Consider the following 21274-nt stretch of genomic DNA (forward strand, 5'->3'; position numbering starts at 1 on the left):
TTTCAACTGCGGGGTCGTATGCGGTTCGTGCGGCCGCATAAGCCCCGCAGTTCGCATTTCATCGGTTATTTCGCCGCTCGTGCTTTCGCGCGGGCGGTTTTTTCGTATGATGGTTCCGCCCGTTCGGCCGAGGCATGTGCGCCTGGTCGGGGCATCTTCATTCCGACACTGTTACATGAATCAAAAGGTGGGTTCGTTATGACGAAGAAGGTGCTGGTTTCCGAGAAGCTGGCCGAAGCCGGCCTTGCGGTGCTGCGCGACAAGGGCATCGAGGTCGACGTCAAGCTGAAAATGACGCCCGAAGAGCTGCTTGCGGCCATTCCCGAGTACGACGGGCTCATCGTGCGGTCGGCCACGAAGGTCACGCGCGAGGTGATCGAGGCTGGCGGCAAGCTGCGCATCATCGGGCGCGCGGGCGTAGGCGTGGACAACGTCGACGTGGAGGCCGCAACCGAGCGCGGCGTCATCGTATGCAACGCGCCGACGTCGAACATCGTGTCGGCCGCCGAGCACACCATGGCCCTCATGTTGGCATGCGCGCGCAACATCGCGCCTGCGAACGCGTCCATGCATGCGGGCGTGTGGGAGCGCGCCAAGTTCACGGGCGTCGAGCTGTACGAGAAGACGCTGGCCATCTTCGGCCTGGGCCGCATCGGCGGCTTGGTCGCCGAGCGAGCCCGCGCGTTCGGCATGAAGCTGATCGGGTACGATCCGTACTGCAGCCCGGAGCGTGCCGAGCAGCTGGGCGTGACGTTGTACGACGACGTGAACGCCATTGTCCCGCTAGCCGATTTCATTACGGTTCACCTGCCCAAGACCAAAGAGACCATCGGCATGTTCGGGCCGGAGCAGTACGCCGCCATGAAAGACGGCGTCATCTTGGTCAACGCTGCGCGCGGCGGCATCTTCAACGTCGATTCGCTGGCCGATTTCCTGGCGGCGGGCAAAATCGGCGCGGTGGGGCTTGACGTGTACGAAACGGAGCCGTGCCGCGAGAGCCCGCTGCACGAGTTCGAGAACGCCATCCTCACGCCGCATCTGGGTGCGAGCACGCTCGAGGCTCAGTTGCGAGCGGGCGTGCAGACGGCCGAGTACGTGGCGGCCGGCCTGGAGGGGTCCATCGTTCCCACGGCGCTCAACATGGCTCCCGTGCCGCCCGAGGTCATGGACACGGTGGGACCCTACGTTCCCGCCTGCCAGATGATGGGCAGCATGTTGTCCCAGATCCACGGCGAGGTTCCGCAGTTCTTGAAGCTGACGGCGGCGGGCGCGCTGGCGAACGCCGACCTGTCCATTCTGGTTGCCGGCATGCTCAAGGGGCTGCTGTCCTACCAGAACACGGCAACGGTCACCCCGGTGAACGCCGAGGCCGTAGCGAAGCGCCACGGCATTCGCATCGATACGCTGTCGAACGCTGACGCCGCCGGGTACGCTTCCACGGTGTCCATCGTGGCCGACGGCACCGAGGTTGCGTGCACGCTGGCCGGCGAGGCGCAGGCGGCGCGCCTGGTGTCGCTTTTGGGGTACAAGATGGACATCGCCCCGGCGTCGCAGTCGCTCGTGTTCGAGTACGAAGACGCGCCGGGTCGCGTGGGCACCATCGGAACCATCTTGGGCGAAGCGGGCATCAACATCACCACGATGCAGATCGGCACGAAGTCGGAGGAGCGCTGCGCGCTTGCGTACATGAACGTGGAGGGTTCGGTCGACGAGGACGTGCTGGCGAAGCTGCGCGCGGGCTTGGCCGACCTCAAGAACCTCTGGTGCATCAAGCTGTAAGATCGGGGGGGGGGAAGTTGCAGTGGTGCTTCAGAGAAGCGCCGCTCGCCTCCCTTTACGGTCGGTTTCCCGGAATTGACCGGAGCTCGAAGAATCCCAATTGAATCGGTTGGCTTAATTAGCTATGATTATCAAACCAATTTGAGCAGCCTGCCGCCCGCGGCGCCTTTCGGCGAAGCGGGCGGCAGGCGTATGACGGGAAGGAATGAGCACATGACGCGCAAGATCGATATCTTCGACACCACGCTGCGCGACGGCGAGCAATCGCCGGGCGCATCCATGAACACCGAGGAGAAACTGGTGGTCGCGCGTCAGCTGCTACGTCTGAACGTCGACGTCATCGAGGCGGGTTTCCCCATTTCGAGCCCGGGCGATTTCGAGAGCGTCCGCCGCATCGCCGAGCTGGCGGGCGATCAGGCCGTCGTGTGCGGTTTGACGCGCGCGGTCGAGAAGGACATCGACTCGGCGGCCGACGCGCTTCGCTACGCCAAGCGCCCGCGCATTCACACGGGCATCGGCGTGAGCCCGAGCCATTTGCGCGACAAGCTGCGCATCACCGAAGAAGAGTGCATCGAGCGCGCGGTCAAGTGCGTGAAGTACGCGAAAAAGTACGTTGAGGACGTGCAGTTCTACGCCGAGGACGCGGGCCGTTCCGACTACGATTTCCTGGTGCGCGTGATACAGGCCGTCGTGAGCGCGGGCGCCACTGTGGTGAACATCCCCGACACGACGGGCTATTCGCTGCCCGAAGAGTTCGGACAGCGCATCAAGTACCTGGTCGACGGCGTGAACGGCATCGAGAACGTGAAGATCGCCGTGCATTGCCACAACGATCTGGGCATGGCCACGGCGCTTGCCATGGCCGGCGTGAGAAACGGCGCCCGCCAGGTCGAGTGCACCATCAACGGCCTGGGGGAGCGTGCGGGCAACACGGCCATGGAGGAAGTGGTCATGGCCATCAGGATGCACGAAGAAGAGCTGGACGCGCACACCGACGTGAACACGCGCGAATTCGTGAAGGCCAGCCGCTTGGTGTCGTCCATCACCGGCATGAACGTGCAGGCCAACAAGGCTATCGTGGGCGCGAACGCGTTCGCGCACTCCTCGGGCATTCACCAAGACGGCGTGCTGAAGAAGCGTGACACCTACGAGATCATCGATCCGGTGGACGTGGGCGCGGGCCAGAGCCAGATCGTGCTGACGGCGCGTTCGGGCCATGCGGCGCTCAAGCATCGCCTGGAGGAACTGGGCTACGACTTCGAGGGCGAGGCGCTCGATCAGGTGTACGAGGCGTTCCTTAACCTGGCCGACAAGAAGAAGGAAGTCTACGACGAAGACCTGGAAAGCCTGATCAACGAGCGCGATCGCAACGAGCGCGCGCTGTACACGCTCGAAGCCATCCAGATCAGCTGCGGTTTCCCGCTCACCCCGACCGCAACGCTCACGCTGCGCGATGCCGAGGGCGAGGTTCGCACGGTGTGCGAGTACGGAACCGGCCCCATCGACGCCGCGTTCAAGGCTGTGGACAAGATCGTGCAGGTGGGCAACGACCTGACCGAGTTCACGGTGACCTCCGTCACGCGCGGCATCGACGCCTTGGGCGAGGTGACCGTGCGCGTGACGGCCGAGGGCGGGGACGCCTATACCGGTCGCGGGGCGGACGGCGACATCATCGTCTCGTCGGCGAAGGCGTACCTGAACGCCTTGAACCGACTGCTTTTGGACAAGCAGCAGCGCGCGTAAGCGTTTCGGCTGCGTGCAAGCTGCTGGCAAGGACCGACGAGGGGTGCGCTGACGAAGGTTGGCGCACCCCTCGTCGCGTTGCTGGGGCGCGCCGGGGTGCGTTGCGCTCGATGCGACGCTTGCGCGCCGGACTCCCGGTTTCCGCGGCTGGCTTCCCGATCGGTTTTTTCGCCTTTCGTCTTGGAACAGCTTCCGTTCGCCTGTAATTGACACCTGATCACCCACGTTTACGGACCGTTGACGATTCTTCATGAGAAGACGACTGACAGTTCTGCTGCTCGCGGGGTATGCTAGAGAAAGCGATCGAGGTGAATCGCTATCCTGAACGCATCGCATGCGCTTCCAAGAGAAAGGATGCACAAATGAACAATCCTGCTCAGGAATCCTATCAACTCTACATCGGGGGCCAGTGGGCCGACGCGTCCGACGCCGCGACGCTCGATGTCTACTGCCCTGCAAACGGAGAGAAGCTCTCCACGATTGCCGACGCTTCGAAAGAAGACGTCGAGCGCGCCGTCGACGCCGCATGGAAGGCTTTCGAGACCTGGGGCAAGACCGACAAGGCCGAGCGCGCGATCATTCTGAACAAGATAGCCGACGTCATCGAGGAGAACGCAGAGCATTTCGCCCTGCTGGAAACCCTTGACAACGGAAAGCCCATCCGCGAGACGCGCGCCATCGACGTGGCTTACTCCGTCGACCACTTCCGTTACTTCGCCGGCGTGCTTTTGGCCGACACGGGCGAGGCCGACATGCTGCCGGGCAACATGATGTCGCTTGTGGTCCACGAGCCTATCGGCGTGGTGGGCCAGATCGTGCCGTGGAACTTCCCCTTCCTCATGGCCGCCTGGAAGCTTGCTCCGGTGCTGGCTGCCGGCGACTGCACGGTGTTCAAGCCGTCTTCTACTACGTCGTTGACCGTGCTCGAACTGGCTCGCTTGACCCAGGACATCATTCCCGCCGGCGTGTTCAACGTGGTGACGGGCCGCGGCTCCAAGTCCGGCCAGTACATTCTGGACAACCCCAAGATCAGCAAGCTGGCGTTCACCGGCTCCACCGAGGTCGGTCGCGACGTCGCCCGTGCGGCGGCCGAGCGCCTTATTCCGGCTACGCTCGAACTGGGCGGCAAGTCCGCGAACATCATCTTCCCCGATTGCAAGTGGGACATGATGCTCGACGGCGTGCAGCTGGGCATCCTGTTCAACCAGGGTCAGGTATGCTGCGCCGGCAGCCGAATCTTCGTGCACGAGGACGTCTACGATAAGTTTGTCGAAGATGCCGTCAAGGCGTTCGAGAACGTGCGTGTTGGCTTGCCGTGGGAAGACGACACCCAGATGGGAAGCCAAATCGACGAGCGCCAGATGAACAAGATCCTGGAGTACGTCGAGATCGCCAAGCAGGAGGGCGGCAAGGTGCTCGTGGGCGGCGAGCGAGCTACGGAAGGCGAGCTGGCAAAGGGCGCGTTCCTCAAGCCGACGCTGCTGGAGGTGCCGAACAACTCGTGCCGCGTGGCTCAGGAGGAGATCTTCGGGCCGGTGGCCGTGGTCATCAAGTTCAAGGACGAGCAAGAGGTTATCGACATGGCCAACGACTCGGTCTACGGCCTGGGCGGTGCCGTGTGGACTCGCGACATCAACCGCGCGTTCCGCGTTGCCCGAGGCGTGAAGACGGGCCGCATGTGGGTGAACACCTACAACCAGATTCCGTCGGGCGCGCCGTTCGGCGGCTACAAGCAGTCCGGCATCGGTCGCGAGACCCACAAGGTGATGCTCGAGCACTACACGCAAACGAAGAACATCATGATCAACCTGGGCGAAGAGCCGAGCGGCTTCTATCCCCAGAAGTAAGCGCTGCAAGCGGTTCGCGTTTCGACCTTCGAAGGGGTCCGGCATTGCGTCGGGCCCCTTTTGCGTGGTGCGCCAACGGTTGGCGCGCGGTCGGATCGGGCGCGCTCTTCCTGCGAACGAGGGCTTTCGGCGCGCGTTTGCTTCCTCGCAAGCCGGCTTGCGCGCGAAAAACCGCCGTCGCTGGCAGGTTTTGACGGTTAGAGGTTGTCGCTCTTGTCGTTGCGTGCGCCGCTGCTCGGATCGTATTTTATTTTACCAGGTCACAGCTTTGGTCTGCGGTATTGCCCTTTCGCGGGCGCGCGTCTTGCCCGGTTCGACGACCCCAAACCGTCAAAACCTGCCAGCGAACGCGATTTTTCGTGCGCACGTGGTCTGCGGCGGCGGCGCCGTTGCTGGCTTGCCGTCTTCTGTTCGCGGGGTTCCGCAAACGTTCACGGTGTGTGCGATTTGTCCGTGTCGCCGGTAGGTGCGGGCCGCTACCATGAAACGCAGGCAATGGGAAGGGAAGGGCGAAAACGATGGCTACCATGAATCCGGAACACGCGAGCGCGGTGATCGAGCTGATCAACCGCTCTCCTTACTTCGAGCTGCTTGACGTGAAGCTGGTGGAGCTGGGCGAGGGGTCGTGCGTCGCGTCGTGCGACCTTCAGCGCAAGCACATGAACGCATTCGGCGGAGCCCATGGCGGCGCGTACGCCTCGCTGCTCGATTGCGCTGCGTATTGGGCGGTGTACGGATGGCTCGAAGAGGACGAGGGCTGCACGACGATGGACATCAACGTATCGAACCTCAAGGCTTCGAGCGTCGGTCCCGTTACGGCGACGGGTCGCGTTATCAAGCGAGGTCGCACCATGTGCTTCTGCGAGGCTGAAGTGCGCAACGGGCAGGGTGCGCTGCTGGCGCATGCAACTTCGAAGCTTCTGGTAGAACCTCATCTTCAGCCTATGAGCGCGGCCGTGCGCGAACTGGAATCTGCCGCGTTGCCGCCGAAGTTTCTCGCATGAGAAGCACAGCGCCCCGAAGGAAGGCCGCGCAATCCGCAGCCTTCCTTCGGGGCGCTGAAAGCCTACAGGTTGCGTCGCAGCTGCGCTTCCTTGATCTGCATTTCAAGCGAGCTGTGGATGATGTTGGCGAAGGGGCCTGCCTGACCGGTTAAATGCTCGACAGTGGGCTGGTCGCACTTGCGGATGTAGTAGTACAGAAACGCGCAGGTGTAGAACTCGGCAAGGAACTGGATGTTCTCGTTGGGAAGGTAGCGGTTCGACAAAATGGTGTCGATGTCCGTGCGCAATGCGGGCAAGTACAGGTTGTACAGGTAGTTGCGCAGCGAATAAGGGCTGTTGTCCACGAGCGCTTGCGTGTAGAAGCGTCGCTTGGCCTCCAGCACGTTGCCGAAGCATTCGAAGAACTCGGAATGGTCGAGCGAGCGAACGCCGGATTTCTGCAGGATGTAGTAGGGGAAGCGGGAGATGGAGTCGTTCGAGTTCTCTTCGTACACCAGCGCGCTTTCGGGGAAGCGCTTCTTGAGCTCCTGGCCTAAATCGTAGCGGAATATCCACGTGATGAGGCATTCTTTGTTTTCGAAATGGTAGTAGAACGTTTTGCGGTTCTTCCCAGTGCGCTCGATGATGTCGCTGATCGACACTTTCTTCAAGGGCATTTCGTCGCAAAGCGCCACGAAGGTGTCGGCGATGAGGAGCATCGTGCTTAGCGCGTTCATAGGGCTGCCTCGCTCTCGGATTGTACGGCCTGCGGTGAACGCTTGCAGTATAGCGTGTGCTGCCGGCTATTTCTAGGACAAAATAAAAAAAATGTGCATGCTTGCAGTTTGCAAACCCCCAGAATTGGAATAACTATGCCCTAAAAAGCCCACTAAATGGGCAATTTGTACCAGCAATGTTGGGTTAAACACCCCGAATAACCAACAATCTAATCTATCTGTCCATCGTCAGCCTAAAAGTCAGCGCGTACAATGACGATCAAGAGGTCGGGCAAGACGAGTCGCCCTCTTGGCGTATCACGTGAATGAACGCTTGGCAAACGCAAAGCGGAAAGGGGTTGTAACGTGGCAAAGTATCAGAAGCTGCTCGAGCCGTTCTCGATCGGCAACGTCGAGCTGAGGAACCGGTTCGTCATGCTGCCGATGACGATCGAGAAGGTCGACAACTATCACATTTCGGACGATTTGGTGGACTTCTACGAGCAGCGCGCTAAGGGCGGCGTGGGCCTGATCGAAGTGGGCAGCGCGTACATCTGCGATTGCTTCAACACGGAGCCGAAGTACCACACCACGACGGGCGCATGCGGCATCTGGGCCGACGAGTTCAATCCCGGTTGGCAGCGCATCGCCGAGGTTTGCCACAAGCACGGTTCCAAGGTGGCCGCTCAGCTGCAGCTGTGCTACGAGTGGCGCGCCTCCGGCGACGATCCGCTGCTGTCCTACGCTCCCTCCAAGGACGTTCCCAGCGGTCCGTTCGTGGGCATGCCCGAGCGCGAGTACACCAAAGAAGAGATCGCCATCGTGGTGAAGCAGTACGGCGAAGCTGCCAAGCGCGCCAAGGACAGCGGCATCGACATCATCGAGATCCATGCCGGCATCGGCTACATGGTCATGCGCTTTTTGTCCAAGTACTCCAACCATCGTACCGACGAGTACGGCGGAAGCGCCGAGAACCGCGCTCGCTTCCTCTGCGAGATCGTCGACGAGATCCACAAGACCTGCGGCGACGACATGCCCATCCTGGTGCGCATCTCCGCCGACGACTTGATGCCGAACGGCAACCGCATCGAGGACACCCTCGAGATCATCCCGATCGTCGAGAAGCACGGCGTGGACGCCTGGAGCGTGCAGGCTGGCTTCCACGAGGCTCCGCGCCCGGTCGCGAACCAGATCGTTCCCGAAGGCGAGTTCATCGACCTTGCCAAGCAGGTGAAGACCGTTACGAACAAGCCCGTCTTCCCCGGCACCCGCATCAACACGCTCGACATGTGCGACAAGGTTGTCACGCAGGGCTACGGCGACGCCGTGGGCATGGCGCGCCAGTTCATCGCCGATCCCGATACGGCTGCCAAGGTTGCCGCCGGCCATCCCGAGCAGGTTCGCCCCTGCATCGTGTGCAGCCGCTGCCTTGACAACATCTTCATCGGCAAGCCGTGCCAGTGCTCCGTCAATGCCAACGTGTGGGAAGGCGTCAAGGTGGGCCTGCCCGAGGAGAAGCCGGCCGAGGCTCAGAAGCACGTTGTCGTCGTTGGCGCTGGCCCCGGTGGCCTGGAAGCTGCTCGCGTTGCGGCCGTCCGCGGCCACAAGGTGACCGTGCTCGACAAGTCCGATCGCGTTGCCGGCCTGCTGGGCATGGCGCAGGTGCTCAACGCCAAGATCGAGCCGCTGGTGTCCTACTGGAACGAAGAGATGAAGCTGCATCCGAACATCGAGGTCAAGCTCAACACCTACGTGGACGCCGACACGGTGAAGGCTCTCAACCCCGACGAGGTCATCGTATCTCCCGGCGGCGGCATCATCAGCCTTGACGTTCCCGGCATCGACGGCAAGAACGTCGTGAAGTCCGAGGACATCAAAGAGATGTGCTCCGGCAAGGTTCCCGAGGGCAAGGGCATGCTGTGGAAGGCTGCCGTCGCGGCCATCAAGGCGCAGGGCGGTACCGTGGGCTTCATGCGCATGGGCCTGAACATGGCGTCCGGCCCCACCGCTATCGTGGGCAAGCGCGTCGTGGTCGTGGGCGGCGGATTCGCCGGCTTGGAAGTTGCCGAGGCGATGTGCGAGAACCGTGAGATCACGGTCATCGAAGAAGCCAAGAAGATGGGCAACGGCATCGGCATCATCGACAAGAACCCCACCATCAACTTGGTGAAGTCCAAGGGCGTGAAGCTCATGCCGCTGACCCGCCTGGTCGAGGTTACGAAGAAGGGCGCGAAGGTTCAGAACGTCGAGACCGGCGAAGAGCAGCTTATCGAGTGCGATACCGTTCTGACGTCGCTCGGCGTCGAGCAGAACACCAAGCTCTACGACGAGATCGCCAAGGTGTTCCCGAACGCCAAGCTCATCGGCGACGCTACCACGCCGGCCGGCAAGGTCTACCGTACGCTCGAGGCTGTCAAGGGCGGCTACGCAGCGTCGATGACCCTGTAGTTCTTATGGCGCGACCCGGAGGCGCGGTGACGCTGCGCCTCCGGAAGCGGATGCCGTCTGCTGCAACGGCGGCATCCGATTACCAAGGTTCAAGCACGCAAGTGTTTTGAATAGAGACCGTCCTTTGAAGGAGGAAACATGGATTTCAGCTACACCCCGGAACAGCTCGAGATCAAGAAGGGTATTCGCGAGTGGTGCAAGGAGCACCTGACCGAGGAAGTCATCGCTGCCGGTTACAAGAACCGCGGCATCGCTCCCGAGGTTGCCAAGGCTTGGGTTGACGACGGCTGGGGCATGTACGGCCTGCCCGCGGAGTACGGCGGAAAGCCGGTCGACCATGTGACCATGGCCATGATCATCGAAGAGCTCAACCATGCTGGCGGCAATATCCCCATGGCTCCCAACCTGCTCATCATGTTCGACATGTGCGAGTTCGGTAACCCCGAGCAGGTCAAGTACGCTATCGACTACTACAAGGAGAACGGCTATCCTCCGTACTGCCTGGCCATCTCCGAGCCCGGTGCCGGTTCCGACAACCAGGGCATGGAAACCTGCGCCACCAAGGATGCCGACGGCAAGATCCACATCAACGGCACGAAGACCTGGGTGACCTCGGGCGAGAACTCCGGCGGCTTCATCGTTGTCTGCAAGGACGAGGATCCGTCCCGCGACAACAAGGAAATGTCCATGTACCTGGTGGCTTCCGACGCTCCCGGCGTGACCATCGAGCCGCTCAACAAGATCGGCATGCAGATCATGCCGTTCTCGATGATCCACTTCGACGACGTCGTGGTCGAGGAAAGCGCGCTGCTGGGCATCAAGGGCAAGGGCTTCTACCAGCTCATGAAGAACTTCGAGTGGGAGCGCTGCGTGCTTCTGGCCGAGCTTCTGGGCGAGGCTCAGGCTGCCATGGACGACGCCTGCGCATGGACCAACGAGCGTCTGCAGTTCGGCAAGGGCATCAAGACGTTCCAGCTGGTTCAGGAGCACATCGTCGAGATGCAGATCGAGCTCTCCAACACCCGTAACTTCCTGTATCGCACCTGCTGGAAGCTTGACAACGGCATCCCCGTCAACAACGACGCCGCCATGCTCAAGCGCTACGGTGCTCCCGCGATGACCGACTGCTGCTCGCGCGCTCTGCAGCTGATGGGCGGCCTGGGCTACACCGACGAGACCCGCGTGTCCCGCCTCATGCTCGACTGCCGCGGCTTCCAGATCGGTGGCGGCACCGTCGAGATCATGGTGCACATCTCCGGTCGCGGTATCCTCAAGGAGTACGCGAAGGCCGTGGAGGATCCGGATCACCTGTACACGATCTAAGTCCCACCTACCCGTCGGATCGTCTTTTCTGGGACGTTTCCGAAAGCGATGCGGAAGCCCCGGTGCAAGCTGGGGCTTCTCGCCGTTTACAGGGGCGCTCCGGATCGATTGCGGGCGCGAATGGGGGGGGGTGCGACGTCAAAGCCCTGCGCGTTGCATGCGCAGGGCTTTGCGGGAGGCGTTCGTTGTTGCAAGAAGAGGAGCTTAGAGGTTCTTGAAAGATCCCTTGCTTCCGTGGCAGTTCATGCCGATGGCGCGAATGGAGCAAAAGGAGCGGTACTTGCAGCGTCCGCACGCGCGCCTGCGGCCCTTTTGCGTGGGGTCGTACATGCCCACGACGCCAACCGTGCTGAAGGGAGGGTCGAACGCTCCGTCGGCGTTCAGCTTCAAGCCCAGGCGCTGCTCGGACTGCGTGTAGAACACGAACTGCGAACGGGATTCCAGCGGGAAGTCGCCGACGCCGGGGCAGAGCCGGTCGTCGGTGTAGAGCTCTTCGTCCAGGGCGGTTTTCACGATGTCGGCGTTCACGTGGTCGGCCGTGCTCTCCACCAAGGCCAGCGCGCATGCGCGTGCGATGGCGCGATCGAGGTCGTCCGCGTTTGCGGGCAGCGCTTCGGGCTGTTCGGGCCCGATGGTTGCGGCCATGAGCGCGCAGTGCGTGGCGCGACGCAGCTTCTCGTAGGAGCTTTGCCCGTGGAACACCATCATGGTGCCGACCAGCTTGATGGCAGGCTCGACGTATTTGGGAGGCAGCGTGCAGATAGCGGGGTTGAACACCTTGTAGGCTCCGCGCGGTTCGTATGCGGCTAGGCAGGCGGCGATGGCGCGGTCGATGCGATGCGCGGCATCTTCGGAAAGCGCGGGCTCGTACGGCTCGTCGGCCACCTCGTCCGGATCGCCCGATGCGGGCTCTTCCTCGGTTGAGGGTTCGTCGAGTTCGGACGGATCGACGTTGAGCGCAGCCAACGCGTCGTCGTCCAGCTGGCGCAGTACGTCAAGACGAGAAAGCGCGTCTATCTCGCACGGCACTTCGATGATCTGCCGAAGCTGGACGGCCATAGTGGTTCTCCTTTGCGGGCTTGCTTGCGCCTTGCGTTCTCCGGGCGCAATTCAAATGATCTCTCAGTGTGATGATAGCGCGTCGGAGGTTGATGCGACCCGGTCATTTACTTTCCTGTGTGCAGTTTTCGCGCATGCGTAGCGGGGCAGAATTCGCAGCTTACCCAATCGGACTTGACTGCGCATGCGCAAGGAAGGAACAGAACCAAATCTTTGGCCAGCAATGATGCTCATTCCGTTTGTTTTGACCGTAGGCATACCTTGGTGACGCTCTATCATGAAAGTAATCAGTGGGAAAGGAATACGCCGTTGCAATCGCTTGTGGGCGATTCGACCTGTATGCGGCGGCCTCCTGCTATCAATCCTCGATCAAAGCACGATAAGGGAAGGGGTCCCATGTACGAACTAACGCAAGAGGAGCGCATGATCCTCGCGATGGTGGACGATCTGTGCGTCGACGTCGTGTCGCAGCGTGCTGCCGATATTGACGAGGAGGACGAGTTCCCCGAGGACATCTACGAGCTGTTCGTGGAGCAGGGGCTTTTCGCGCTTGCGTACGGCGAGGAGCACGGCGGCGTCGAGGTGAGCATGCACTGCTGGGTGCGGGTGATCGAGCGCATTGCACGGGAGTCTCCGGCCGTGGCGCTGATGATCCTTATCTCGGCTATCGGGTCCGACGCGTTGGTGTTTTCCGGCACCGACGAGCAGAAGGAGTCCATCCTTCCCGCGCTGGCCGCAGGCGAAGCCAAGATCTGCTTTGCGCTGACCGAGCCCAATGCCGGCTCCGATATTTCCTCCATCGCGACAACGGCTCTGCCCGACGGGGACGGCTACGTGATCAACGGCAGCAAGATATTCATCACCAACGGCGCCGTGGGGGATTACTTCACCGTGTTCGCGCGCGTCAACGAGGACGGCGAATCGAAGCCTTCGTGCTTCATCGTGCATAAGGACACGCCGGGCCTGATCATCGGCCGCAAAGAAGACAAGATGGGGCTGCGCGGTTCCGTGACGTCGCAGCTGTTCTTCGAGAACATGCACGTGGGCCCCGAAACCGTGGTGGGCAACGTGGGCGACGGCTTCGAGATCGCTCACCACACGCTCAACCGCGGTCGCTTGGCCGTTGCCGCGCTTGCCACGGGCGTGACGGCCGCATCGCTTGCGGCGGCGGCAGCGTACGCGAAGGACCGCATCCAATTCGGCAAGCATATCGCCGATCTACAGGCCATCCGCTTCATGCTGGCCGATATGGAAATATCCTTGGAGGCTTCGCGTCTGCTGCTCGACCAGGCGTCGTCCGCGTTCGGCGGCGACATCCAGACCATGATGAAAACCGCTTCGGTGGCCAAGGTGTACTGCTCCGAGGCGGCGGTGAAGGCGTCGGAAACGGCGGTGCAGATCTTCGGCGGCTACGGCCTGTGCAAGGACTACCCGGTCGAGCGCTATTACCGCGATGCAAAATCGTTCACCATCGTCGAGGGAACCAGCCAGGTTCAGCGTTCCCTTATTGCGAAATCGGTTCTGAAGGAGTATTAGGAAGCGTTGCGCCGCCGCATGCAGCGCGATGACTACGAAGGGGGGCTGCCCATGAACGTTGCAGTCTGCATCAAGCAAACCGTCGACACCGAGGCAGAGGTGCGTGTCGATTCCGAGGGACGCGTGTCGACTGAGGGCCAGACGCTCGTTATCGATCCGTATAGCGAGTTCGCGGTCGAGCGGGCGGTGCAGTTGAAAGAGGAGCACGGCGGGGAGGTCTTCGTCGTGTGCGTAGGCGGGGACGAGTCGATGCCCGCCGTTCGCCATGCGCTGTCCATGGGCGCGGATGCGGGGTACCTCATCGACGACCCGGCTCTTTCCGGCGTGGACGGTGCGGCGAAGGCGCGCGTGCTGTCCGCCGCCCTTGAACGCCTGTCCGTGGATCTGGTCTTGGGCGGGTGCAAGTCGGCCGATACGTCGAGCGCACAGACCATGCCGCGCGTTGCCGAGCTTCGCGGCCTGCCGTGCGTGCAGGTGGTCACGGAGCTGACGGTTGACGTAGCGGGAGCAACGGTGCGCGCCACGCGCGAGATCGACGACGGCGTTGCCTTGGTCGACGTTGCCTTGCCCGCCGTGGTGACGGCGCAGCAGGGCCTGGCCGAGCCGCGCTATCCTAACGTTCGGTCGATCATGCAGTCGAAGAAGAAGCCCGTCACGGTGTGGACGCTTGCCGATATAGGCGTTGATCAGGCGGAAGTGGTTGAGGTGGAGCCCCGGACCCGCGTGCTGCGCTATCGCGAGAAGCCCGCTCGTCAGGGAGGGCGCATCGTCGAAGGCGAAACGACTGCCGAGGTGGTTCGCGCCACGATGGATTTGCTGGCTAGCGAAGCCAAGGTCTTGTAGGACGAAAGGGGATCACCGATGGCAGGAATCTGGGTTTACGCGGAGCCGAAAGACGGTTCGTTTCCGCGCGTGACGTTTGAAATGCTGGCAGCTGCGCGCTCGATGGCCGCCGAGGGCGATGGCAGCGTGACCGCCGTGGTTCTGGGCAGCGGGCTTGCCGATGCTTCGCTCGATTGCCTTGCCCATGCGGGTGCCGATGCGATTGCCGTGCTGGACGATGCGGCGTTGGCGACGTACACCACCGATGCGTACGCGTCGGCGCTTCAAGCGTTGGCGGAGCAGCAACGCCCCGATGCCGTGCTGTTCGCGGAGGGGGCGACGGGACTTGATCTGGCTCCCGTGCTTGCTCAGCGGCTCAATACCGGCTTTGTGGCCGATGTGGTGGCGATCGCGCGCGACGAGGAAGCGGGCTTCGCGTTCACGCGCGAGCCGTACTCGGGAAAGGTACAGGCCGACGTCGTTTTCGCAGCCGATGCGCGCCCCATGCTGGCCACCGTGCGCCCGAAGGCGTTCGAGCCCCTTGAGGCAGACGAGCAGCGGACGGCTTCCGTTGTCATGCAGCAGGTGGACGGCTTCGGCGACGTGCGCCAGACGGTGGCCGATGTGGTGCGCCGGGCGTCGGGCCGCGTGGAGCTGACCGAGGCCGATACGGTGGTGTCGGGCGGGCGCGGCACGAAGGGCGCAGAGGGATTCGCGCTGATCGAAGAGCTTGCCGACGTGCTGGGCGCCGCGGTCGGCGCATCGCGGCCTGCGGTCGACGAGGGGTGGACCGACATCCAGTTCCAGGTTGGGCAGACGGGCAAGACCGTTGCGCCTTCGCTCTACATCGCGTGCGGCATTTCGGGTTCCATCCAGCACATGGCAGGAGCTGCGGGTTCGAAGTGCATCGTGGCGGTGAACCGCGATCCCGAAGCGGACATCTTCAAGGTGGCCGATTACGGTATCGTGGCCGACCTGTTCGAAGCCGTTCCGCTTTTGACCGAGGCGTTCCGCGCCAGCAAGGCATCGTAGCGTGGACGCGGCGGTTCCCTCTCGCGAGGCTTTGTGGAACATCGAGGGTCCATGGATCATGTACCCGTGCTTTTTGCTGGTGCTGGCCGTAGCCGCTTACTGTTTCTGGCGGCGCTACCGCTTATGGAAGGTGGGGCTTCCGGCTGATCGGACGGACAATCCGCGCGAGCGCTTGAAAGGCGCGTTCGTCGATGCGGTCCTGCAGGCTTCGGTGCTCAAGGGGCGCGGGGCGGGCATCAAGCTGGCTCACCTGGGGATGTACGTGGGCATGGCCGTTATGGCGGTGTCCACCGTTACCTATGCAGCTCAGGTTGACCTGGGGCTTGATATAGCAAAAGGGGATTACTACCTGTACTTTCTGGCCTTCGCCACCGACGTCGCAGGGCTTGCGTTCTGCATCGCGATGGTCGCCTGCATCGTTCGCCGCGTCTCAGGATCGAACCCTTCGCTGGATACGAAGCCGGCCGATATCGTCGTGTTGGTGTGGCTTTTGGTCATCGGCGTATCGGGCTTCTTCGTCGAAGGTCTGCGCATCGTGGGGACGAGCGATCCTTGGGCGGCGTTCTCGCCGATAGGAAACCTGTTCGCGCAGCTGTTCGCCACCTGGAGCGCAGAGCAGATCTCGTTTGTCCACCGGGTTCTCTGGTGGGGCCACATGGCCGTGGCTTTCGGCATCCTGGCGTACTGGGTGTATTCCAAACTGGCGCACGTGCTGCTGGTGCCCGCCACGGTATACTGCCGTTCCTTGGAGCCGAAGGGCACGCTGCCTTACGTCGACCTGGAGGACGAGGACCTGGAGGAATTCGGCGTTGGAAAGCTGGAGGACTTTACCTGGAAGGATCTGCTCGATGCGCAGGCGTGCGTCAGGTGCGGGCGCTGCGAGCTTATGTGTCCCGCCCATGCAAGCGGAAAGCCGCTGTCTCCGAAAGATCTCATGCAATCGCTCGATGCTCATCTGAGCGAACGCGGGCCGATCGTGCTCGCCCAGCGCAAAGCCGAGGCGGCGCAGGCGAAGGTGGCGGGTTCCGAATCGGGGTCGAAGGAGGGCGGCGCTCCGGCGGTCGCGTTCGAGCCGACCGAGCAGCAGCAGGCGGTGCTGGACAAGGTGCTGGTGGGCGATGTGATTTCTCCTGAAGCGCTTTGGTCGTGCACGACGTGCGGCGCGTGCATGGAGGCTTGCCCGGCGCTTCTGGAACACGTTCCGAAGACGGTCGGCATGCGTACGTACCAGGTGTCGATGGAAAGCGCGTTTCCCAGCGAGGCGACTTCGACGTTCCGCAGCTTGGAGACCAACGGAAACCCGTGGGGCTTGGGATGGCAGAGCCGCTTGTCCTGGGCCGAGGGGCTGGACGTGCCGACGTTGGCCGACGTACCGGATGCCGAGTACGTGTACTGGCCCGGTTGCGCTGGGGCGTACGATGCGCGCAACCGCAAGGTGTCGCGCGCTCTGGTGGCGCTCTTGCAGCATGCCGGCGTGAGCTTCGCCGTCATCGGAAACGAAGAGAAATGCTGCGGCGATGCCGCGCGGCGCCTGGGCAACGAGTTCGTGTACTATCAGCTGGCTACCGAGAACATCGAAACGCTCAAGGCGTACGGAGCGAAGAAGATCATCGTGCAGTGCCCTCACTGCGCGCACGTGATCGAGCGGGACTACCCGCAGCTGGGCGGCTCGTTCGAGGTGGTGCGGCACGTCGAGCTGCTGGAGCGCCTGGTGAGAGAGGGCAAGCTGGGCTGCACCGCCGGCATGAGCTCGCGACTGCCGTTCGAGTACGTCACCTATCACGACTCGTGCTATCTGGGTCGCTATGCGGACGTGTACGAAGAGCCGCGTGCCTTGGTGACCGCCAGCGGCGCGCGTGTGGTGGAGATGGAGCGCACACGCGAACAGAGCTTCTGCTGCGGCGCGGGCGGCGGGCGCATGTGGCTCGAGGAACGCGAGGGCCAGCGCATCAACGCCATGCGAACCGACCAGGCGCTTGCTACGGGCGCGGATGCGGTGGCAACGGCGTGCCCGTTCTGCCTTGCCATGTTCGAGGACGGGTTGGCGGCACGCGACGCCGACGTTCCCGCAAGAGACGTGGCGGAGCTTCTTGCCGAGGCTCTTCGATTGATATAGCGTGTCGTCGACGCCGCCGCATTCTGCTTGCGGCGGCGTCGGGGCGTATGCGGGAAGGAGTTCGCGGTGAATGCGTGGCGCTCAGGAGAACTGCTGGAAGTGCCGATGGGCGAAGCGCTTTCGGAGATGCTTCGCTCGTACGTCGCGTCGGGCGCTGACCCCGCGTCCCCGCGCCTTGCCGCCACGGTGATGCTGGTGCGCGGCCCGCGCGAAGTGTTCATGTTGCGCCGCGCGAAAACCATGGCGTTCGTTCCCGATGCGGTGGTGTTTCCCGGCGGGGGAGTGGACCCTCGCGATGCCGACGAGCGCCTTCCTTGGGCGGGTCCTTCGCCTGCCGTCTGGTCTCGGCGCATGGGCGTAGACGAGGAAACGGCGCGGCGGGTGGTGACGGCGGCGGCCCGCGAGGTGTTCGAGGAGTGCGGCGTGCTGCTGGCGGGACGGGATCACGGCGCCGTGGTGGAGCAGGTGGGCACCTCCGAATGGGCTGAAGAGCGGCAGCGTCTTGCCGAGCACGAGTCGTCGTTCGCGGAGGTTCTGCTTCGCCATGGACTTGTGCTGCGCGCCGATCTTCTAGGGTTGCGTTCCCATTGGCTGACGCCCGAATTCGAGCCGCGTCGCTACGATACGTACTTTTTCGCCGCGCTTGCTCCGCAGGGGCAGGTTCCCGATGACCGTACAAGCGAAGCGAACGGCGCTGGTTGGATTGATCCGGTCGACGCGCTGGAGAAAGGCGCTCGGGGCGAGATGCGCCTTGTGCCTCCGACGGTGTACAACTTATCCCATCTTGCGTACGCCGAAAGCCCCGAGTCTTTCGTGGCGGGCGTCGATGGCGCTCGGCGCATCATGCTCGAGCCGTGCAAGCGCGAACCCGAAGGGGCGGTGCTGCGATGCGTGCTTCCGTAGCTGCGTGCGAGCGCGAGCTTCCCCGGCCCGCTCCGGGCACCGTGCCTGCCGATCGGGCTACGTGGCGCGGCGGGCGCTTCTCTGCGCGGGCGCGCTGCATTTTAGCCGACAATCCTTCGCCGCTCACGTACGTGGGAACCAACACCTGGGTGCTTTCGGAACCGGGTTGCACGGGGTGCGTCGTGGTCGATCCCGGTCCTGCGCTGCCCGCGCACCTCGATGCCGTTCATGCCGCGTGTGAAGAGGACGGGCTGCGTGTTGCGGCGGTGGTCCTTACGCACGACCATTACGACCATGCCGAAGGCGCGCAGCAGTTCGCTCGGCGGGCGAAGGCGCCCCTGCTCGGGCGTCGTGCCCAGACACTTTCGGAAGGGCCTCTTGACCTGGGGGCAGATGCTCCTGCGCTCGAAGCGGTGTTTTTGCCGGGCCATTCGAAGGACTCCATCGGGCTCGTGTTTCCCAAGGATGGGTCCGTTGTGACGGGCGATCACGTGTTCCGTCAGAGCTCCACGCTCATCTGCTGGCCGGACGGCACGCTGTCCGACTACCTGGCCAGCCTGGAGTGCTTGAGGCGCATCGTTCGAACGCGGCGCATACGCGTGCTGCTGACTGCTCACGGATTGCCGATCGACGATCCCTTGGGCTTGATCGACCGGCAGACGGCGCACCGCCTGAGCCGTCTCGATCGCGTGAGGAGGATCGTCGCGGAGGGAGCGGGGTTCGATGTCGATCGTATTCTGGAAACGGTGTACGACGACGTTGACGCGCGTCTGAATCCCGCTGCGCGCGTCAACGTTCAAGCGCAGATCGCGTACTTGCAGGAAGAGGCTGCTTCCTCGACCCGTGTTTGAGGGCGCCCCGCATCGCCGTCATGCGATCAGGTTCGTAACGGTTGACGCGCGCTTCGGTCTTCGATAGCGCGAAAGGCCCCGTACCGTGGAGCTCGCACGTTGTGCGCTCCTTGGTACGGGGGCCTTTTAGCTGCCTTTAGAGCCGTTTTCGAACGACCTTTACGCTTGCATTCGCTTGGCAAGCTCCTGTGCCAGCTCGAAGCGCTTCACCTTGCCGGTCGCCGTCTTCGGGATGGCGTCGATGTACTCCATGCGCTCGGGCCACAGGCGCTTTGCGACATGGCGCTCGGCCAGGTAGGCCGTCACGTCTGCCACGGTGGGACGGCGGTCGTCGGTGGGCACGGCAAAGGTGCAGATGCGTTCGCCAAGGCGTTCGTCGGGCATGCCGATGGTGGCCGTTTCGCCGATGCCGGGGCAGCCGATCAGGTCGTCGTCGATCTCGCGAGCGCAAATGTTCTCGCCGCCGCGGATGATGATCTCCTTCTTGCGACCGTTGATGCGGATGCGTCCCTGTTCGTCCATGTATCCCAAATCGCCGCTGTAGAACCAGCCGTCGTCGTCCAAGGCGCGGGCGGTGCGCTCGGGCGCGTTGAGGTAGCCGACGAACTGATGGGGCCCACGCGAAATCTCCTCGCCTTGCTCTCCCAAGGGCACGTCGTTGCGGTCCATGTCCACGATGCGCACTTCGATGCCGGGGAAGGGCGTTCCCGACCACGACCCGTTCCATTCGCGGCAAGCCGCAGGCGGAACGAAGATGTGCGGGCAGCTTTCCGTGGAACCGTAGACCTCGCAGAGCATGACGCCGTGGTTGGCGGCGCACTGCACGAGCGAACCGGGAACCGGAGCGCCTCCGCACAGGAACAGCTCGAGCGTTTCGATCTGCGGGCCGCCTTCGTGCTCGATGCACTTGAGCATGTCGTAGATGAACGGCGTTGCGCCCATCGACCACGTACACTTCTCGCGGTTCATCTGCTCGATGGCCTGAGCAGGGCGGAAATCCTGCTGCAGCACCGTGCGCCCGCCCAGGATCATGGGGGAGATAAGGCCGTGGTAGAAGCCGGTGGCGTGGTTGAGCGGGGAGGCCATGAACATGACGTCGTCCGAAGTGCGCTCGGTGCCCTTCACGAAAGAGCTTTCCGAGAAGATAAGGTTGTTGTGCGTGAACAGAACCGCTTTGGGCTTGCCCGTGGTCCCCGAGGTGGACAGGATGCACGCGATGTCGTCGGACGTGATGGCCGGCCGCTTCGACAAAGGCTCGTACTGCGAGCAGATCTCGCTCAAGGCAGGCAGATCGGAATGCTTGGGCTCCACTTTGTCGACAAGCGCCACCGGGCCGAGCGAGGGGATCTGGTCGACGATGCTCAGGATCTGCTGCTCGAAATCAACCTTGCCGGCCCTCGTCGGGCAGATGAACGCCTTCGATTCGACAAGGTTCATGCCGTACACCAGGTCGGCGTCGTTGAAGTTGCGGGGCAGCGGATGCATGACCGCACCTGCCTTGAGCGCCGCTACGTAGACGATGCAGAATTCCGCCCAGGTGGGCATTTGGAACGTCACGACGTCTCCGGGCTGCACACCCTGTTCGACCAGCCATGCGGCCAGACGCGATGCTTTGTCGTCAATCTCCCCGTACGTGTAGCGCGAGCCCTGGTCGTCGCACACGTATTCGCGTTCCGGATGGCTGGCCACCCGCTCGCTCCAAAGATCCCCCAGTGTCTTCTCGGTCCAATACCCCTGCTCGTAGTAGTGCCGCTTGCGATCCTCGTTGATTTTTAGATCGGTTATCATGCCCCTGATGTCCTCTCCTGATCGACTTTTGCCCGCCTATGCCCTTGAACTGTCGATGCGTTTTGCAGCAAAGCGGGTTGAAGCTGGTTCAGTGCCGATGGTGTATGACTTGCCTGTGCGGGGTGGCCTCCTCGTGTTCGAGATGCGGACTGCGATGCCGCGCTTGTGCGGCCTTTTGCATGGATCATGTGCGTTGCGGCCATTGTATGATGCTGAAGGTATGATTTGTCGGTGAAATGCTTCGGGACCTATCGGTAGTTCCTATGAAACGATAGGGAGCGCCTATAATCCCAGGCGAGCGGTGCGAGCGTCCGGTTAGCGGCGGGGC

At 62.8% G+C, this 21274-nt stretch carries 15 protein-coding genes; 12 read left to right on the plus strand and 3 right to left on the minus strand.

Annotation, left to right across the window (positions count from 1 at the left end; all coding sequences use genetic code 11):
* Window positions 1–198 precede the first annotated feature (198 nt).
* The 4 genes from serA to LQE90_RS00145 all read left to right on the plus strand — a co-directional run bounded on the left by serA (window position 199) and on the right by LQE90_RS00145 (window position 6373).
* Window positions 199–1779: a phosphoglycerate dehydrogenase gene (serA, locus tag LQE90_RS00130; RefSeq protein ID WP_216528443.1), complete on the plus strand. Its 1581-nt coding sequence runs from the start codon at window positions 199–201 to the stop codon at window positions 1777–1779.
* A 213-nt stretch (window positions 1780–1992) separates the two neighbouring features.
* On the plus strand, window positions 1993–3522 hold the full coding sequence (locus LQE90_RS00135; protein ID WP_216528444.1) for a 2-isopropylmalate synthase: 1530 nt from the start codon (window positions 1993–1995) through the stop codon (window positions 3520–3522).
* Window positions 3523–3884: 362 nt separating this feature from the next.
* Window positions 3885–5369, plus strand: coding sequence for an aldehyde dehydrogenase family protein (locus LQE90_RS00140; protein WP_114566003.1), 1485 nt, complete (start codon window positions 3885–3887; stop codon window positions 5367–5369).
* Window positions 5370–5887: 518 nt separating this feature from the next.
* Window positions 5888–6373: a PaaI family thioesterase gene (locus tag LQE90_RS00145; protein ID WP_216528445.1), complete on the plus strand. Its 486-nt coding sequence runs from the start codon at window positions 5888–5890 to the stop codon at window positions 6371–6373.
* A 62-nt stretch (window positions 6374–6435) separates the two neighbouring features.
* Here LQE90_RS00145 and LQE90_RS00150 read toward each other — a convergent pair whose 3' ends face one another.
* The gene (locus LQE90_RS00150; protein WP_114566005.1) at window positions 6436–7089 is read right to left on the minus strand and encodes a TetR/AcrR family transcriptional regulator C-terminal domain-containing protein; all 654 of its coding nucleotides are present in this window, start codon (window positions 7087–7089) and stop codon (window positions 6436–6438) included.
* Window positions 7090–7434: 345 nt separating this feature from the next.
* Here LQE90_RS00150 and LQE90_RS00155 point away from each other — a divergent pair, with 345 nt between their 5' ends.
* Window positions 7435–9516, plus strand: coding sequence for an oxidoreductase (locus LQE90_RS00155; protein WP_114566006.1), 2082 nt, complete (start codon window positions 7435–7437; stop codon window positions 9514–9516).
* 138 nt (window positions 9517–9654) lie between these two features.
* Window positions 9655–10839 carry an acyl-CoA dehydrogenase family protein gene (locus tag LQE90_RS00160; protein ID WP_114566007.1) on the plus strand — a complete coding sequence of 395 codons (1185 nt, stop codon included), beginning with the start codon at window positions 9655–9657 and terminating at the stop codon, window positions 10837–10839.
* A 204-nt stretch (window positions 10840–11043) separates the two neighbouring features.
* On the opposite strand, the gene LQE90_RS00165 is transcribed toward LQE90_RS00160, so the two are convergent.
* Window positions 11044–11898: a phage tail protein gene (locus tag LQE90_RS00165; RefSeq protein WP_216528446.1), complete on the minus strand. Its 855-nt coding sequence runs from the start codon at window positions 11896–11898 to the stop codon at window positions 11044–11046.
* Between the two features lie 396 nt (window positions 11899–12294).
* Here LQE90_RS00165 and LQE90_RS00170 point away from each other — a divergent pair, with 396 nt between their 5' ends.
* The 6 genes from LQE90_RS00170 to LQE90_RS00195 all read left to right on the plus strand — a co-directional run bounded on the left by LQE90_RS00170 (window position 12295) and on the right by LQE90_RS00195 (window position 19158).
* Complete coding sequence (locus tag LQE90_RS00170; RefSeq protein WP_216528447.1) at window positions 12295–13434, plus strand: acyl-CoA dehydrogenase family protein; 1140 nt, start codon at window positions 12295–12297, stop codon at window positions 13432–13434.
* Window positions 13435–13485: 51 nt separating this feature from the next.
* Window positions 13486–14277 carry an electron transfer flavoprotein subunit beta/FixA family protein gene (locus tag LQE90_RS00175; protein ID WP_216528448.1) on the plus strand — a complete coding sequence of 264 codons (792 nt, stop codon included), beginning with the start codon at window positions 13486–13488 and terminating at the stop codon, window positions 14275–14277.
* Window positions 14278–14295: 18 nt separating this feature from the next.
* Window positions 14296–15288 (plus strand): electron transfer flavoprotein subunit alpha/FixB family protein, encoded by a 993-nt coding sequence (locus LQE90_RS00180; RefSeq protein ID WP_216528449.1) that lies wholly within the window; start codon window positions 14296–14298, stop codon window positions 15286–15288.
* A gap of 1 nt (window position 15289) precedes the next feature.
* Window positions 15290–17404 carry a heterodisulfide reductase-related iron-sulfur binding cluster gene (locus LQE90_RS00185; protein ID WP_216528450.1) on the plus strand — a complete coding sequence of 705 codons (2115 nt, stop codon included), beginning with the start codon at window positions 15290–15292 and terminating at the stop codon, window positions 17402–17404.
* 66 nt (window positions 17405–17470) lie between these two features.
* Window positions 17471–18307, plus strand: a complete 837-nt coding sequence (locus LQE90_RS00190; protein ID WP_216528451.1) for an NUDIX hydrolase — start codon at window positions 17471–17473, stop codon at window positions 18305–18307.
* A complete protein-coding gene (locus LQE90_RS00195) occupies window positions 18292–19158 on the plus strand; it encodes an MBL fold metallo-hydrolase (protein ID WP_216528452.1) in 867 nt (288 codons plus the stop codon). Before LQE90_RS00190 ends, LQE90_RS00195 begins: the two co-directional genes overlap by 16 nt.
* A 159-nt stretch (window positions 19159–19317) precedes the next feature.
* Here LQE90_RS00195 and fadK read toward each other — a convergent pair whose 3' ends face one another.
* Entirely contained in the window at window positions 19318–20946 is a 1629-nt protein-coding gene (fadK, locus tag LQE90_RS00200) for a medium-chain fatty-acid--CoA ligase (protein WP_216528453.1), read from the minus strand.
* Window positions 20947–21274: the final 328 nt, after the last annotated feature.

It is taken from the genome of Paraeggerthella hominis (assembly GCF_021044775.1).
GTDB lineage: Bacteria > Actinomycetota > Coriobacteriia > Coriobacteriales > Eggerthellaceae > Paraeggerthella > Paraeggerthella hominis.